Source organism: Tenuifilum sp. 4138str, assembly GCF_041102575.1.
GTDB lineage: Bacteria > Bacteroidota > Bacteroidia > Bacteroidales > Tenuifilaceae > Tenuifilum > Tenuifilum osseticum.
The window spans coordinates 30,658-47,604 of the sequence record NZ_JBGCUE010000010.1 but is presented as its reverse complement, the minus strand read 5'-3'; the positions used below and the strand labels follow the sequence as shown (position 1 = coordinate 47,604).

Here is a 16,947-nt window from a genome sequence, read left to right as displayed (position 1 = left end):
AGGTAAAAATGAAAAACATGCCGTAAAATATGTTTTAAAACGATTGCTGTGTATAAAAAAGCCTAATTTTGTGTCATAAATAAATAAGTAGTAAACAATATAACATTCTGGATATCAGATTTATACAATTCAGGATGTTTAAAAACTAAACAGCATCTTTATGGATAAACAAAAAAGTGTCCAAGAGCTGGACGAGGTTGTTGTTCGATTTTCAGGTGATTCCGGCGATGGTATGCAACTTACCGGAACCCTGTTTGCCGATGCATCGGCGCTTTTTGGTAACGATGTAAGCACTTTCCCCGATTACCCTTCGGAAATACGCGCCCCACAGGGCACCATTGGTGGTGTATCGGGTTTTCAGGTGCACTTTGGAAGCCGAAAAGTTAATACCCCAGGCGATTTTTGCGATGTGCTAATTGCAATGAACCCTGCAGCCCTAAAAGCCAACGCCAAATGGGTAAAACGTGGCGGTATGATTATAGTTGATGCCGACCAGTTTAATGAAAAGGGATATCAGCGTGCCGGCTATAAAACTTTCGATGCAGTATCGGAGTTAAACCTGCAGGATTACAAGGTGATTTTTGCTCCCATTACAAACCTTACCAAGGAAAGCCTTAAGGATAGCGGATTGGACAATAAGAGCATCATCCGAAGTAAGAACATGTTTGCCTTGGGTATGGTTTACTACATATTCGATAGGCCTTTAAACTTTACCGAGAAATTCTTTGAAAAGAAATTTTCCAAAAAGCCCGAAGTAGTTGAGGCAAACAAGAAAGTTTTACGCGATGGGTTTAACTACGCCGCAAATATTCATGCCATTGCAAGCACCTATAAAGTAAAGCAGGCAACTACTTTGCCCAAGGGTAAATACCGTAATATTAATGGAAACACGGCTACCGCATGGGGTTTAATAGCTGCTGCTGAAAAAGCGAGCTTACCCCTGTTTTGTGGTTCATACCCCATTACTCCAGCCACTGAAATTTTAATAGAGCTAGCCAAGCGTAAGGATTTAGGCGTTAAAACCCTTCAGGCTGAGGATGAGATTGCTGGAATATGTACCGCAATTGGCGCTGCATATGCCGGGAACTTTGCAGTCACCACTACATCGGGTCCTGGGCTTTCACTGAAATCTGAAGCTTTGGGGCTTGCCGTAATGACGGAACTTCCTTTAGTAATTGTTGACGTACAGCGTGGAGGGCCTTCAACAGGTTTGCCAACCAAAACAGAGCAATCCGACCTTATGCAAGCTCTTTGGGGACGCAACGGCGAGGCACCAATGGTTGTAATTGCCGCCAGCACCCCAAGCAACTGCTTCGATTATGCTTTTATGGCAGGTAAAATTGCCATGGAGCATATGACCCCTGTACTGCTTTTAACCGATGGTTATATTGCTAATGGCTCTGAGCCATGGCGCATACCAAGCATGAAGGATTATCCGGATATAAAACCACCAATTGTTGCGGAGGGAACCGAAGGGTATATGCCCTATGCTCGCGATGAGAAGCGCTTAGCGCGTGGTTGGGCTTTCCCCGGTAAAAAAGGAATTGCCCATAGGGTGGGGGGCTTGGAAAAGGATTTCCTAAAAGGTACCGTTTCGCACGACCCAACCAACCACCAACGAATGGTCGATATCCGTGCTGAAAAGGTTCAGCGTGTTCAGGAGTTCATCCCTGAGCAGCAAGTGATTGGCGACCCCGAAGGCGACCTGCTTGTTATTGGTTGGGGCGGAACATTCGGTCATCTGTTCGATGCAGTTCAGGAAATGCGTGCAAACGGCAAAAAAGTTTCACTTTGCCATTTCAACTACATAAACCCCATGCCAAAGAATGTTGCCGACATTTTTGGTCGTTTCAAAAAGCTTGTGGTATGCGAGTTAAACATGGGGCAGTTTGCAAACCACCTACGAATGAATTATCAGCAATTCAACTATTTACAGTATAACAAGGTTCAGGGTCTACCATTCACCGTGGTGGAGCTGGTTGAAAAATTTAACCAAATTTTGGAGGGTAAATAGCCATGGAAGAACAATATATGAATTACACCCCACAGGATTTTAAGAGCGATCAGGAAGTGCGTTGGTGTCCGGGTTGTGGCGACCACGCCATTCTGAATGCCGTACAAAAAGCCTTACCCGAGGTATCAAAACAGCTAAAGTATAACCTTGAACGCTACGTATTTGTTTCTGGTATTGGTTGTTCAAGCCGTTTCCCCTACTACGTTAATACATTTGGTTTCCATGGCATACATGGTCGTGCATCGGCTATAGCAACCGGAGTAAAGGTGGCAAACCCAACGCTGAGCGTTTGGCAGGTTACTGGCGATGGCGATGCCCTTGCCATTGGAGGTAACCACTTTATCCACGCAGTAAGGCGTAACATCGATATTAACATCTTACTTTTCAACAACCAGATTTACGGGTTAACCAAAGGTCAGTACTCACCAACCTCGCCACTTGGAGCAATAACCAAAACTTCACCATTTGGTACCGTTGAGCATCCATTCCGCCCAGGTGAACTGGTTATTGGCGCTCAGGGAAAGTTTTTTGCCCGTTCGCTCGATGTTGATGTTAAGCTTACCGCTGAGATTATGGTTGAAGCTGCTAAGCACGATGGCACGTCGGTTGTTGAAATTCTTCAAAACTGCGTCATCTTTAACGACGGGGCTTACGATAACATAGCCGACCGTGAACATCGCGACGATAGAGTGATTGTTCTCCGCCATGGCGAAAAAATGGTATTCGGAAAAAACAGGGATAAAGGACTAATTCTCAGCGGACTGAGCCTTAAGGTTGTAACCATTGGCCAGGGTGGCTTTACCATGGACGATATACTTGTGCACGATGCCTATAACCCAAATCCTGGTGTTCACATGATGCTTGCCAACATGGAGTACCCCGATTACCCTGTTGCCCTTGGTGTAATCCGTAACGTAAAAGACTCTACCTACGATGATAACGTACGCGACCAAGTGCTTGAGGTGATGAAAACCGCTAAGATTAAGTCAGTTGACGATTTACTCAACAGTGGCGATACCTGGGAAGTATAAAACCTTATTGTCTCTTTAATATATTAAGGCTGCCAACTTCAGGCAGCCTTTTTTCAATATTTTTTTTCACTATTACGTTGAACATTAGTTTATTTAGTTAATAAATGCTAAATTTGCTTATTTGATGAATTAAAAAGTTTAATGCAATTGGTTGCAAAATATGGTAAAGCAAAAGTTTATTAAGGCATTAATCGCACTGCAATTTATTCTTAGTTTCACAGCTAGCGAGGTTAAGGCTCAGGATAGTTTCAAGCAAATCTTTAGCGATGCAGAGTATTACTTCTTTCTTCAGGACTTCAAGGAGGCACTTCCCCTTTACCAGAGCCTATACAAACAAGATTCTACCAATGCCAATATCCTTTACAAGTTGGGTATGTGTTACCTAAACATACCCGGACTAAAACAGAATGCTATACCTTACCTAGAAAAAGCATCAAAGAATGTAAACCCTAAATACCGTGAAGGGTATTACCGCGAGACTGCCGCGCCCATTCAAACCTATTTTTACCTGGGACAAGCCTACATGGTAAATTTTAAGTTTGATGACGCCCTGCTGGCTTTTCAGAAGTTCAAGGATAATATTGATGTTAGAGATGTTTACAACCTCGACTATGTTAACCAGCAGATAAAAGCATGCGAGGTGGCTCGCAATTTCATTTCCAGGCCTATTGTGATGAAAACCGAACATATCGACCTGTTTCCCGATAGGAATAAGAATTGCAATTACCCAGTAATATCGGGCGATAGGCAAACCATGGTGTTTACGGTTAAGGAAAAATTCTATACTGCAGTATACTATTCCCGTTGGATTGATGGCAAGTGGAGTTCACCAAGGAATATTACACTTGACCTTAGGGTAGAGGGCGAACTTTATACAACCGCCCTTAACTACACCGGCGATTACTTGATTCTTTTTGTCAATGAAGTAACCTCGGGCAACCTATACTACTCAACGCTAGTAGGCGATAAGTGGCAACCCGTTAAAAAGTTACCAGCACCAATCAATTCAAAGGATTGGGAGACCTTTGCGTCGCTATCGGTCGATGGCAAACAGATGTATTTTGTTTCGAACCGGAAAGGTGGCTATGGCGGAACCGATATTTACATGTCCAGCTTGCAGCCCGATGGCAAATGGAGCAACCCAGTAAACCTTGGTCCACAGGTCAATACCCCATACAACGAGGAGTCGCCAATTGTATGCCCCGACGGACGAACGCTTTACTTTGCCTCGCAGGGGCATAACAGCATGGGAGGATTCGATATTTTTTACAGCCGAAAGATTGATGGTAATTCCTGGTCTATGCCCATAAATCTTGGGTATCCATTTAATACACCTGACGATGAGTTTTACTTTTACCCCCTCGATTCACTTTCTGGCGTAATGCCTATGGCCATTTCCAATCAATCAACCTTTTACGAACTTTACAAGGTAAACATCTACCCCAGTATATCACGTAAGATAGAACTCTTTGGCAAGGTTAATCTCTCTGACAATGCCGATATTAAATCCGACAGTATCGCCATTTTAGTTAAAGATACTGCAAATAACCTTATTGCCATGGCTTTACCCTTAAGCGATGGAACTTACAGCGTTGCAATTAAGCCTGGCAGATACTCCCTTGAGGCTACCAGCCAATTTTACGTAATGAACCCACTGCAGCTTCACATACCCTCCACCTATAACCAGGAAAAGTATCTTTTAGATATCAACCTTGATGCTAAGCCAATAACCAAAGAAGAGGTGATTCGGTTCAACTATGTACTTTTCGACTTTGACAGCTACGAGCTGAAACGCGATGCACAGTTTGAACTTGAAAAGGTTTACAAGCTAATGACTGATTATCCCGACTTGTATATCGAGGTGATTGGCCATACTGACAGCAAGGGCTCACCCATGTACAATCTTATGCTTTCGGCACGTAGGGCAAACGCCGTAGTTGAGTACCTGGTTAATAAGGGAATTGACGAAAAACGATTTGTAGTAAGGGGTATGGGCTCCCTGGTAAGCTTTGCCGCTAATACCAACCCCGACGGTTCCGATAACCCCAATGGCCGTAAGCTAAACCGACGAGCCAGCATTAGGGTATTTAACCCAAACAAGAATCTAAAAATTGAGTTTGTTGATGTTCCCGAACACCTCAAACCTCAAACCCAGAACTATACCATAATGCTTGCACCTATCGACGATACAATTTCTCCTGATCTAATTAAAGCCATTGAGAAGAAGTTTAATATCAACCTTCGTGAGTTTGTAATTGGATCACGACGATTGATTTGTATGAATGTTTACAAGTCAAAGGCCGACGCCATTGAGCATCTCAATACCATTATTGATATGGGTGCATCAAGGGCCGTGCTGGTAAATGAGGTTGAACTTCAACGCCTTGTGGCTGCTTTGCAGAAAAATCTTATAACAAAACAAAGCGTTTTTACCATTCTTGTTGCCACAAGCGAGATACCCTTAACGCTCGACTTTTTCCGGGGGCTATATGTAACCGAGGAGGTTGGTAACGACGGGTTATACCGTTACTACTTTGGAGCCTTCAATGAAAAAGCTAAGGCTACCGAGATGCTGGAAAAGGTAAACTCCATGGGATTCCCCAATGCAATTCTGGTTAAACTTGAAAAAAGGTAATGGAGGGTAATGTTTTAGAAAATAGCGTTGTAAAGCTTCGTGCACCTGAACCAGAGGATGTCGATTTGCTTTACAGCTGGGAAAACAACATGGAAATATGGAAGGTCAGTAATACGCTTACACCTTTCTCAAAATACCTGCTCAAAAAGTATATTGAGACATCGCATTTAGACATATGGGAATCCAAGCAGCTACGGCTGATTATTGAGGCTAAGGATCAGAACTCGCTTATGAATGTTCCGGTTGGCCTTGTTGATTTGTTCGATTTTGATCCCTACCATTTGCGGGCGGGCGTTGGTGTTTTGATAGCCAAAAACGAAGACCGCAGAAAAGGTTATGCTACTGAGGCTTTAAACGTGCTAATCCGATATGTATTTGAGGTGCTCCAGCTAAACCAGCTCTATGCAAATGTGTCGGCAAGTAATGTTATTAGCTTGCGCTTGTTTGAGAACCTTGGTTTTACTAAGGTTGGTGTAAAAAAGGATTGGTTAAAAACATTGAATGGATGGGAGGACGAGGTTTTACTTCAGCTATTAAATCCTAAACCTCGCCTACCCAAAAGTTAAAACTGGCGATAATTTTAGCTTTACTGGTTATAATTGAAAGTGCTCCTCAACATTTTTCCAAAGCATTGCTGCTTCAGGGTTCTTGTTGCAGAACTCATTGGTATGCTTGCAGTAGGAGTATTCGTTTTGCCATTCCTTACCGTTTGCAACAATCTCCGCTAACGCGTTGGCAATGTACTCTACTTCGGCATTGGTAGTTGTTGGATGTAACGACCATCGAACCCATCCGGGTTTTTCGGACAGGTCGCCTTTATTGATTAAATCAGTAATCCGATGCGATTGCTCCTTACTTACATTAAGTAGGAAATGTCCGTACGTGCCTGCGCACACGCACCCTCCACGCATTTGTATGCCATAGCGCTCGCTAAGTAGGGTTACAATAAGGTTGTAGTGCAAGTTATGAATATAGAACGAAATTGCTCCAATTCGATTTAGGCAGTTATCGGCTAAAATGTGTAACCCTTTAATTTTACTCAACCGTTCAAAGGCAAGGTGAACTAGCTCCTCTTCGCGTTTTTCGATATTCTCAACACCCATTTGCTCCTTCAATCGAATGGCTAATGCACTACGGATTGCTTGCAAAAAGCCTGGAGTACCTCCATCCTCGCGTCGTTCAATATCATCAATATATTTATACTCACCCCATGGGTTTGTCCAGTCAACCGTGCCACCTCCGGGTTGATCGGGCACACGGTTTTTGTAAAGGTTTGAGTTGAAGATGAGAACGCCTGAGGCCCCAGGGCCACCCAGAAACTTATGGGGCGAAAAGAAAATGGCATCTAAACGCTCCATGGGATCGGCAGGATGCATATCAATTTTTACGTATGGTGCCGATGCTGCAAAATCCACAAAGCATAAACCGCCAGCCTCATGCATGATTCTGGCAAGCTCATGGTAGGGGGTTTTTATTCCGGTTACATTGCTGCATGCGCTAAATGAACCAATTTTCATTGGTCTATCATTGTATCGCTCCAGTGTTTCGCGGAGTTTCTGTGGCGAAACCAAAAGATCCTTATCGGGTTCAACCACTACAACCTCAGCAATGGTTTCGTACCACGATGTTTGGTTAGAGTGATGCTCCATGTGTGTAACAAAAACCACGGGCCTTTCCTTGGGGTTTTGGAATACAAAGCTTTTGTTCTTAAGGCCAAGTATTCTTTGAAATTTGTTGATAGACGATGTCATTCCAAACCCTGATGTAACAATTACATCCTCGGGGCCAGCGTTAACATGTCGTTTAATCTCTTTAAGGGCATAGTGGTAAGCCTCTGTCATGAACTTTCCGGTAAAGCTACTCTCGGTATGAGTATTGGCAACCATTGGCCCAAAAAGATGGAGCATTTTTTCCTCTATAGGCCTGTATAGCCTGCCACTGGCAATCCAGTCGGCATATATTAGTTTCTGTTCACCATAAATGGTTTTATAGGTAGCATCGATACCTACAATGTTTTTACGGAATTGCTCAAAATACTTTTCAAGGTTACTCATATCTTAGTTATATTTTATTCCTTAGCTCAGGGAAGCCATCTAGGGTTATCCATCCTTTTCCCTCAGAAAGCCACAAAATTAAATGCTTTAACCCGTTAGTTACCAACAAATATTCGGCATTCAGCGCATAGTTATACCTGCATATCTGATCAACAACCTCGTTGGTAATTTCCACGTTAGGTGCTTTACATTCCGCAAGTAGTATTGGCTCGCCTTTTCGGTTATAGACTACAACATCGGCCCTATGGTTTACGCCATTGAATGAGAAACTTACCTCAACACCTATCAATCCTACTGGTAAGTTTAAATCGGTTATCAGGTAGCTAAGTAAATGCTGACGAACCCATTCTTCAGGGGTAAGTGCAATGAATTTTTTTCGGATTACATCAAAAATGTAACGGTTACCATTTTCCTGTTTTACCCGGAACTGGTAGGCAGGAAAGTTAAGTGAACCTCCGTTAACTGTGCTCATGCAGCAAAATTAAAAATTTTTAAATCATCCTTGGTCTTGCTAACGTTTTCGCCAGCCAAAACAAGCTGGTAATTATTAGCCTTTGCTAGAAAATTTCACCAAAATAGCACATCACTTTTGTTAAGTATGTTTAAAAACACTATTTTAAGATTGAGCGAATAGCCGTATCTTTGCCGAAATATACTTGTTGATAAAATTTAAATGTGTTGGTATGAAGACAAAAGAAGAAATTGTTGAGAACTGGTTACCAAGGTATACCGGGCAAGCACTTGAGGATTTTGGTTCCCATATTCTTTTAACCAACTTTAGGGGATACCTTGAATTCTTTGCTAGTTACTTTAATGTGCCCATTGTTAATCCAAATGCCAACATGCCCTGTGCCACTGCAAATGGTATAACCATGATCGATTTTGGCATGGGTAGTCCCAATGCTGCAACTATAATGGATTTGTTAAGCGCCGTAAAACCCAAAGCGGTACTTTTCCTTGGAAAATGTGGAGGCCTGAAAAAGAAGAACAACGTAGGCGATTTTATACTACCCATTGCAGCCATAAGGCACGAAGGAACCTCAAACGACTATATGCCCCCTGAGGTTCCCGCTTTGCCAGCATTTACGCTACAGCGTGTAGTTTCCTCAACCATTCGTAACCACAACCGCGATTACTGGACAGGTACTGTAGTTACCACAAACCGAAGGGTTTGGGAGTACGACGATAATTTCAAGGAGTACCTTCGCCGTACCCGTGCAATGGCAATTGATATGGAAACCGCAACCATTTTTACGGTTGGTTTCTATAATGAAATTCCTACCGGGGCACTTCTGCTGGTTACTGACCAACCCATGATTTCGGAAGGGGTTAAAACCGCTGAAAGCGATCAGAAGGTAAATTCACTCTTTGTTGAGGAGCAGATAAAGATTGGCATTGAATCATTAACCCGTTTGATAAACAACAGCGAATCGGTAAAGCACCTACGTTTTTAGGTTTGATATATGGCCAAGCAGAGTCAGACAGTTGAAACGTTTCAAAATATTCTTCAGGAGCTGAAGAATAAGATATATAAACCCATTTACTTTCTGACCGGCGATGAACCATACTTTATCGACAAGATTGCTGAGTACATTGAGGACAATGTGCTCAGCAGTTCCGAGAAAGCCTTCAACCAGACCGTGGTTTATGGTCGGGATATTTCTGCTGCCGATATTATCAACGCGGCACGTCGCTTTCCAATGATGTCCAACTACCAGGTAGTAATTGTTAAGGAAGCGCAGAACGTGCGTAACCTATCCGATTTGGAGATCTACCTTAAAACTCCGCTGAATTCAACAATACTGGTAGTTTGTCACAAAATAGCCAGCGATGGCAAGAAATCATCCGATAAGCTCTCAGGGGTTGTAAAGCTTGCAAAGCAAAAGGGGATTTACTTTGAATCAAAAAAGTTTTACGACTACCAAATTCCCGATTGGATTGTTGGATACCTTAAGGATAAAGGTATTAAAATTGACCCACTTGCGGCAAACCTACTAACCGAGTTTGTTGGTAACGATTTGAGCCGCTTGGCCCATGAACTTGATAAGCTAGCAATTATACTTCCTGCTGATAGCAAACTGATTCAGGCCGCAGATATTGAGCGAAACATTGGTATAAGCCGTGATTTTAACCGTTTTGAACTAACCAAGGCGCTTGGCGAGATGAACTTTGCCCGAGCCATGCGCATTGCCGACCACTTTGCACGGAATCCCAATGCCAATCCTTTTGTGTTGACCATTACTGCTATTTACCAGTATTTCATCAAAATACTAAAGTATCACTTTTTAGCTGACAAGTCAAAAGCATCAGTGGCCAAGGAGTTGGGTGTAAACGAGTTTTTTGTTGCTGAGTACGAGAGGGCAGCCAAACGATACAGCCCATCGCGCTGTGTAAGTATTATACACTGGCTCAGCGAGTACGATATGCGGTCAAAGGGTGTTAATAACGGTTCAACCGACCATGGCGAACTGCTGCGGGAACTAATTTACCTTATAGTATTCGGGAAATGACCTATATAATCATTGCTATTACCGCTATTGTTTCTTTTGCTGCATTTGGAAACAGCATCCTATTTCAACGGTTACTGCTTAACCCATACATAGTATTTAAGCGGAATGAGTGGTATAGGTTGATTTCGCATGCTTTTGTTCATGCCAATTTTTTACACCTATTTGTAAATATGATAGTGTTGCTATCGTTTGGCAGGTATGTGGAATCAATATTAAAGCAACTACAATCTATTGGTAGCATTGGTATGCACCAGGTTCACTTTCTCATTCTCTACCTTGGTGCAGCAATAGTTTCATCGTTAACCACGCTGAGAAAGCATAAGAACGACCCATACTACCAGAGCGTAGGTGCATCTGGTGCTGTCTCGGCTATTGTGTTTTTCAGCATTTTCTTTAGTCCTCTGGAAAAGCTTTACCTTATGGCTATTATACCAATTCCTGGAATTGTGTTTGCCATTGCTTACCTTTTTTACTCAAACTACATGAGCCGTAAGGGAGGCGATAATATAAATCACGATGCACACTTTGTAGGTGCGGTATTCGGATTCATTTACCCAATCCTTATCGACCCAAAACTGTTTTTTTTCTTTTTAAAGCAGTTGGGGCTATAGTTTGATACCCATGCAAGCCGAGGCGCACATCATTATACACCCCGATGGTTTAGATGCAAGTGTTTTGCAGCTGGTAGCTATTGTTAGTTGCATGAATGGGAATTGGCTATGGGTGCGTAATAAAAACCGTAATACTTGGGAACTGCCAGGAGGTCATATTGAACCGGGCGAATTGCCCGTAGAGGCTGCAAATAGGGAACTTTTTGAGGAAACAGGAGCAATTCGATACTCCATAAAGCAACTATTTGATTATACAGTGCGGCTCGATGGGGCCGTATCCTATGGGCGAATGTTTTACGCCGAAATAACAGAACTTGGAGCTTTACCCCAAAGTGAAATTGGGGAAGTAAAAGCATTTAACAGCATCCCTGAAAATTTAACCTACAAAAGGGTGCAACCCCGTCTTTTTAAAATGGCGATTGAATACCTAAAAGGATAGCTATCTTTGTATGCGATGACTCAAAATGCTTACATATGGTATAATGGCGAGTTTCATCGTGCCGATAGTTTGGTATTGGCCGTTTCAAACCGGGCTTTCCGATACGGCGATGGTCTGTTTGAAACAATTCATTGTTACGGAACAGAGCCTTACCATCTGGAATTACATTATGAAAGGTTGACCAAAGGATTACAAATTCTAGAGATTGAAAAACCCTCTTCCATATCAAAAGTTAAGCTTGGGGAGGTAATCACCAAGTTACTCAATAAGAATCGCCATTTTGGGAGTACCCGAGTAAGGGTTTCAGTTTTTAGAAATGGGAAGGGGCTTTACACACCCGAAAGTAGCGATGCATCAATTATTGTGGAGAGTCAGCCCCTAGACTTTAAGTTTTACGCTTACAACCAACAAGGTTTAATAGTAGATGTATACCCGGATATTAAAAAATCGGTAAATATTCTATCAACAGTAAAAAGTTGTAACGCCTTACTTTACGTGAAAGCGGGACTTTACAGGAAAAGAAATTTACTCGATGAGTGCATTATTCTCAACGAGTTTGGGCGGGTAGCTGAGACTATTTCATCGAATGTTTTTGTTGTTAAGAGAGGCGAGATATTTACACCAGGGCTTACGGAGGGGTGTATTCCGGGAATTATGCGCAGGGTTGTAATAAACCTTGCCCGCAGCTTAGGGTATAAAGTTTTTGATGATGTAGCCCTAAACACCAAGGTTTTCAGCACATGCGATGAGCTCTTTATTACAAACGCAATTAGTGGAATCCGTTGGGTTCTTGGACTTGGGAGCAATCGTTACTTTAACACTGTGTCCAGGCACCTCAGCGTTGAGTTAAATAAAGCAACCTTTAAGGATTTAGTTTAGCGATGGATTTTCAGGATATATAGTCCATACCTTAAACTTTTCGCCCAGTTGCTGAACGGCAAAGTACCAGTTATCGTAAACCCCTTTCATTACATCGGCTGGCGCAAAATTAGCCACTACCCATGACTTTTCCTTTATCTCATTCTCCAACTGCTTTGGCCCCCAGCCAGAGTAACCAATAAAAATTCTTAAATTCTTGGCGTTTACCTTACCGGCAATGGCAAGCGATTTTAATGCGTTGATATCGCCATTCATGTAAATTCCATTTCCCAGGGGGTATGAATTTGGTATCAGATCGCCAAAGGTGTGCAGGAAATTAATGGTTTCAGGGCTAACCGGTCCGCCAACCGACACGTTCACATCAACATCCGGAAAATCGACCAATATATCGCTAAGGCTGATGTTTAGCTTGCGGTTTACAATAAATCCCATACAGCCATTTGCATCGTGTTCAACCAGGTAGATTACCGTCCGCTTAAAGAACGGATCGTTCAGGGATGGCTGGGCAATTAGCACTCTGCCGGATTTAGGTGGAATTTGTTTGAACTTAATATCAAACAGGTTGATATCGATTTCTTTTCCTTTTGCCATAACCACCTCCTTCCTGATTTGTTTCACTCTTCAACTATCCAAAAATATGCCAAATTTTTCTTTTGAATTGCTTTTCCATAATAATTTTCCTGAACGATTTTTACATAAACGCATTCTTTGTATGTTAATGCTCGGGGACGATGGAGTTCATATCAGGATTATTGCTATTTTCGAAAAATTTTAATTGGGTATGATAAAGCAACCAAAACTCATTCTTGGCATTATTCCCATTGCATTTCTGATTCTTTTTCTCACTTTGAATGTGATTTACTTTGGCGATGAGACGCTATCGGGAGCTAACCAAATAGCATTGCTGCTTGCTTCAACTATAGGTTCCGCTATTGCTATTCATTTGGGCTATAAGTGGAGTTACATTAGGCAAATCATTGTAAAGACCATAGGATCGGCCATGCCCTCAATACTAATTCTTATGCTGATTGGTGCACTGGCAGGTACATGGATGATTAGTGGCGTTGTTCCTACACTAATATATTACGGTTTAAAAATCCTTCATCCCAAAATATTTTTGTTTGCTACGGTTGTTATTTCTGCATTAGTTTCACTAGCAACGGGGAGTTCTTGGTCTACAGTAGCCACCATGGGGGTGGCCTTGCTTGGAATTGGCAATGCGCTAGGCTTTGATCATGCCATAATTGCTGGCGCGATAGTATCGGGAGCCTATTTTGGCGACAAAATGTCACCTTTGAGCGATACCACTAACCTGGCTCCAGCTATGGCTGGAACTGACCTATTTACGCATGTAAAGTATATGACCATTACAACAATTCCTTCATTAACAATCACCCTTATCATTTTTCTGGTTATAGGACTTAGGTTTGAGCCACAAGGCGTTGTTGATGTTCAAGCCACAATGAATACTCTAACCTCTACCTTCAACATTACCCCATGGCTTTTGCTTGTACCCATCTTTTTGATTGTGGTAATTGTTAAGAAAACGCCTCCATTGCCGTCAATTATGTTTGGTGTTTTACTTGGTGGTGTTTTTGCTTTAATTTTTCAACCTCACATAGTTGAGCAGGTATCAGGAGTTACAGATAACTACCCGGAGGCCGGCTATATAGCAGTGATGAAAAGCATGTTTGGAAAAGTAACAATCGATTCGGGCGATGCTCAAATGAACGAGTTGCTTACAACGCGCGGCATGGCAGGTATGATGAATACCATTTGGCTTATTATAACAGCAATGATTTTTGGTGGTGTTATGGAATCGGCAGGTTTGCTGGTGAAGATAACTGAAACAATAATTAGGTTTGCTAAATCAACTGCAAGCCTGGTGGCCTCGGTTGTTACTAGCTGCCTATTCTTCAACGTTACAGCATCGGACCAGTACATTTCCATTGTAGTTCCCGGCCGAATGTTTGCTAAAACATTCCGAAAAAGGGGGTATAAACCAGAACTACTAAGCAGAACGCTGGAGGACTCTGGAACGGTTACATCGGTGCTTATCCCATGGAATACTTGTGGTGCAACCCAAGCCGCTGTGCTTGGTGTTCCAACTTTTAGCTATGCACCCTATGCATTCTTCAATATTATTAGCCCCTTTATGAGTGTGTTTATTGCTACAATCGGGTTTAAGATAAGAAGATTCACTCCTGAGGATATGCAGGAAATAGAGCGAGAAGACGAGAACTCGCCAGTAGAGTTAAAGTTCGAACAGGAATAAATATTAAAAAAGCCCGGGAAACCGGGCTTTTTTTACTTAGAATAGTTTAGGGTAGCGTTTGGGGTTAACTTCGTGCATCAATTCGTATATTCCATCAAAAACATCCTCGGCATTGGGATTCGAGAAGTAGTCGCCATCGGTTGTATAGGCTGGACGATGCTCACGCGCTGTAATTGTTTTTGGGGGAGAATCGAGGTATTGGTATCCTGCCCTCTCTTCAAGTACCTTTTGCATCATGTAGGCCGTTGCACCTCCAGGAACATCCTCGTCAAAGAATACAATTCGGTTTGTTTTCTTTATTGAATCGAGAATTAGGTTGGGTAAATCGAAAGGTAAGAGTGTTTGAACATCTATCAGTTCAACAGAAATTCCAAACTCCCAAAGCTGTTCAACGGCTTCCTGGGCTATACGAACGCAACTGCCATAGGTAACCAGTGTAACATCGGAACCCTCGCGAAGAATCTCGGGAACTCCCAGTGGAATCTTATACTCACCAATATTTTCGGGTCGTTTTTCCTTTAAGCGGTAGCCATTCAAGGGTTCAATTACCAATGCTGGGTCATCCGCTTCGAGTAGGGTGTTGTAAAAGCCGGCAGCCTGAGTCATATTGCGAGGAACACAAACGTAAACACCCCTGATTGAGTTGATAACCATGCTTAAAGGTGAGCCAGCATGCCAAACTCCTTCGAGCCTATGGCCCCGGGTTGTAATAATAAGGGGTGCCATTTGGCCACTTTTTGTTCTCCACCGTATGGTGGCCAGGTCGTCGCTCATGGTTTGGAGCGCATACAGGAGGTAGTCAAAGTACTGAATTTCAGCTACAGGACGCATTCCCCTGAGGGCTAAGCCAAGCCCTTGCCCCAGTATGGTATTCTCTCTAATTCCTGTATCGCTTATGCGAATTTCCCCATACTTCTTTTGTAATCCTTCGTACGATTGGTTTACGCCTCCAATTCCTCCAACATCCTCACCAAAAATAACCAAAAGGGGATTTTTCTGAAACTGGGCATCCCAGTTGTCGCGAAGTATTTCACGTCCGGCAACCATAGGTGAATCATCCTTGAAAACTGGGGGAATTCCTTTTACTTTCCATGCGGCTCGTTCGGTCTCGCAGTAAAGATGTGAGCTGTACCTGTCGTAACCATCTTCCATGTTGCGTTCAATCCAGGCGGTTAAGTCGGCCTGAAGTTTTTCGCGTATACTGCAATCGGAGCAAACATGGCGGAGTATGCGTTTAGCTGCGCTGATGTTATCCTTGCGGATGGGGTTGGGTATTGCCTTAAGCTGTTCAGTTATTTCACCAACCTTATCAACGTGCTCGCGTTTGCAGAAACACGAACGGTTATCAATAATTTTAATCAGTTCATCACGTTCCTTCTTGATAGGGTTCGTAAAATCAGCCCACGCCTTATCCCGTGCAGCTTTTGCGTCGGCTTGGGCTTTAGCTTCAATTTCGTTGAGTTCGCTTTCGGTGGCGTAGCCTTCGGTAATAATCCAATTCCGGAAGCGTGCATTGCAGTCGTAATCCTTTTCCCATTGCAAGCGCTCAGGCGATTTGTACCGCTCATGCGAACCCGATGTGGAATGCCCTTGGGGTTGTGTAATTTCCGTTACATGGAAAAGAACAGGGACCTGTTCGGTTCTTGAGCGCTCAACTCCTTGTGTAAATGTTTCAATCAGAGCTGGATAGTCCCAACCTTTTACACGGTATATATATATTCCGTTTACGTCGGATTCGCCTTTCTCAAAGCCTTTTACAAGTTCTGAGATATTACCCTTAGCTGTTTGGTAATCCCTAGGTACAGAGATTCCATAGCCATCGTCCCAGATTGCAACAACCATTGGAACTTGAAGCACTGCAGCAGCATTGAGGGTTTCCCAAAAATGCCCTTCCGATGTGCTGGCATCGCCAATTGTACCGAATGCAACCTCGTTCCCTTTACGGCTAAATTGCTCAAATCGCCAAAGCTCCTTGTTGTTCCTGAAAAGTTTTGATGCCCAGGCTAACCCAAGTAATCGGGGCATTTGGCCAGCTGTAGGGGATATGTCAGGTGTGCTATTCTTTTGCTTTGTTAAATCCTTCCATGTGCCATCGGGATTTAGGCTGCGGGTGGCAAAATGATTGTTAAAGGTTCTACCTGCATTACCCGGGTTAAGTTCAATATCGGTTTGACCGTAAAGCTGGGCAAAAAACTCCTCAGCGGTAAACAGTCCTGCCGCCATCATAAAGGTTTGGTCGCGGTAGTAGCCCGAACGCCAATCGCCTTCCTTGAAGGTTTTTGCAAGGGCAATTTGAGCAAGCTCTTTACCATCGCCAAAAATTCCAAATTTTGCTTTACCGGTTAACACCTCCTTACGCCCCATAAGGCTTATATTGCGGCTGAGGTGGGCAATGTAGTAGTCGTTTAATATCTCTTCTTTACTAAATTTAATTTTGGTTGTGCTCATCGTTCAATTCTGTTGAGTTTCATCAGGTAAACAAAAAAGTTGTGCAATTGT

The 16,947-nt window shown here is 42.9% G+C and carries 14 protein-coding genes; 10 read left to right on the top strand and 4 right to left on the bottom strand.

What is annotated here, in order from left to right; genetic code table 11:
- Positions 1–160: 160 nt before the first annotated feature.
- The 4 genes from AB6811_RS10120 to AB6811_RS10105 all read left to right on the top strand — a co-directional run bounded on the left by AB6811_RS10120 (position 161) and on the right by AB6811_RS10105 (position 6,246).
- On the top strand, positions 161–2,014 hold the full coding sequence (locus tag AB6811_RS10120) for a 2-oxoacid:acceptor oxidoreductase subunit alpha (RefSeq protein ID WP_369490342.1): 1,854 nt from the start codon (positions 161–163) through the stop codon (positions 2,012–2,014).
- Between the two features lie 2 nt (positions 2,015–2,016).
- Positions 2,017–3,045: a 2-oxoacid:ferredoxin oxidoreductase subunit beta gene (locus AB6811_RS10115; RefSeq protein WP_369490341.1), complete on the top strand. Its 1,029-nt coding sequence runs from the start codon at positions 2,017–2,019 to the stop codon at positions 3,043–3,045.
- Between the two features lie 160 nt (positions 3,046–3,205).
- Positions 3,206–5,680 carry an OmpA family protein gene (locus AB6811_RS10110; protein ID WP_369490340.1) on the top strand — a complete coding sequence of 825 codons (2,475 nt, stop codon included), beginning with the start codon at positions 3,206–3,208 and terminating at the stop codon, positions 5,678–5,680.
- The gene (locus AB6811_RS10105) at positions 5,680–6,246 is read left to right on the top strand and encodes a GNAT family N-acetyltransferase (protein ID WP_369490339.1); all 567 of its coding nucleotides are present in this window, start codon (positions 5,680–5,682) and stop codon (positions 6,244–6,246) included. Before AB6811_RS10110 ends, AB6811_RS10105 begins: the two co-directional genes overlap by 1 nt.
- Positions 6,247–6,273: 27 nt before the next feature.
- Here AB6811_RS10105 and AB6811_RS10100 read toward each other — a convergent pair whose 3' ends face one another.
- Both AB6811_RS10100 and AB6811_RS10095 read right to left on the bottom strand, forming a co-directional pair.
- On the bottom strand, positions 6,274–7,734 hold the full coding sequence (locus AB6811_RS10100) for an aminotransferase class V-fold PLP-dependent enzyme (RefSeq protein ID WP_369490338.1): 1,461 nt from the start codon (positions 7,732–7,734) through the stop codon (positions 6,274–6,276).
- A 7-nt stretch (positions 7,735–7,741) separates the two neighbouring features.
- On the bottom strand, positions 7,742–8,206 hold the full coding sequence (locus AB6811_RS10095; protein ID WP_369490337.1) for a type I restriction enzyme HsdR N-terminal domain-containing protein: 465 nt from the start codon (positions 8,204–8,206) through the stop codon (positions 7,742–7,744).
- 211 nt (positions 8,207–8,417) lie between these two features.
- On the opposite strand from AB6811_RS10095, the gene AB6811_RS10090 reads away from it, so the two are divergent.
- Genes AB6811_RS10090 through AB6811_RS10070 form a run of 5 tightly spaced genes read left to right on the top strand, consistent with a single transcriptional unit; the run spans position 8,418 to position 12,173 of the window.
- Positions 8,418–9,188: an AMP nucleosidase gene (locus tag AB6811_RS10090; protein WP_369490336.1), complete on the top strand. Its 771-nt coding sequence runs from the start codon at positions 8,418–8,420 to the stop codon at positions 9,186–9,188.
- 9 nt (positions 9,189–9,197) lie between these two features.
- Positions 9,198–10,244, top strand: coding sequence for a DNA polymerase III subunit delta (gene holA, locus AB6811_RS10085; RefSeq protein WP_369490335.1), 1,047 nt, complete (start codon positions 9,198–9,200; stop codon positions 10,242–10,244).
- The gene (locus AB6811_RS10080; protein WP_369490334.1) at positions 10,241–10,855 is read left to right on the top strand and encodes a rhomboid family intramembrane serine protease; all 615 of its coding nucleotides are present in this window, start codon (positions 10,241–10,243) and stop codon (positions 10,853–10,855) included. Before holA ends, AB6811_RS10080 begins: the two co-directional genes overlap by 4 nt.
- A gap of 10 nt (positions 10,856–10,865) precedes the next feature.
- Positions 10,866–11,294 (top strand): NUDIX hydrolase, encoded by a 429-nt coding sequence (locus AB6811_RS10075; protein ID WP_369490333.1) that lies wholly within the window; start codon positions 10,866–10,868, stop codon positions 11,292–11,294.
- Positions 11,295–11,309: 15 nt separating this feature from the next.
- Positions 11,310–12,173 (top strand): aminotransferase class IV, encoded by an 864-nt coding sequence (locus AB6811_RS10070; protein WP_369490332.1) that lies wholly within the window; start codon positions 11,310–11,312, stop codon positions 12,171–12,173.
- Here the strand turns inward: AB6811_RS10070 and AB6811_RS10065 are convergent.
- Positions 12,165–12,764, bottom strand: coding sequence for a YqgE/AlgH family protein (locus tag AB6811_RS10065; protein ID WP_369490331.1), 600 nt, complete (start codon positions 12,762–12,764; stop codon positions 12,165–12,167). The two genes, AB6811_RS10070 and AB6811_RS10065, sit on opposite strands and share 9 nt — an antisense overlap.
- Before the next feature lie 190 nt (positions 12,765–12,954).
- Here AB6811_RS10065 and nhaC point away from each other — a divergent pair, with 190 nt between their 5' ends.
- Positions 12,955–14,448, top strand: coding sequence for a Na+/H+ antiporter NhaC (gene nhaC / locus AB6811_RS10060; protein ID WP_369490330.1), 1,494 nt, complete (start codon positions 12,955–12,957; stop codon positions 14,446–14,448).
- 36 nt (positions 14,449–14,484) lie between these two features.
- On the opposite strand, the gene AB6811_RS10055 is transcribed toward nhaC, so the two are convergent.
- Positions 14,485–16,896, bottom strand: a complete 2,412-nt coding sequence (locus AB6811_RS10055) for an alpha-ketoacid dehydrogenase subunit alpha/beta (RefSeq protein ID WP_369490329.1) — start codon at positions 16,894–16,896, stop codon at positions 14,485–14,487.
- Positions 16,897–16,947: the final 51 nt, after the last annotated feature.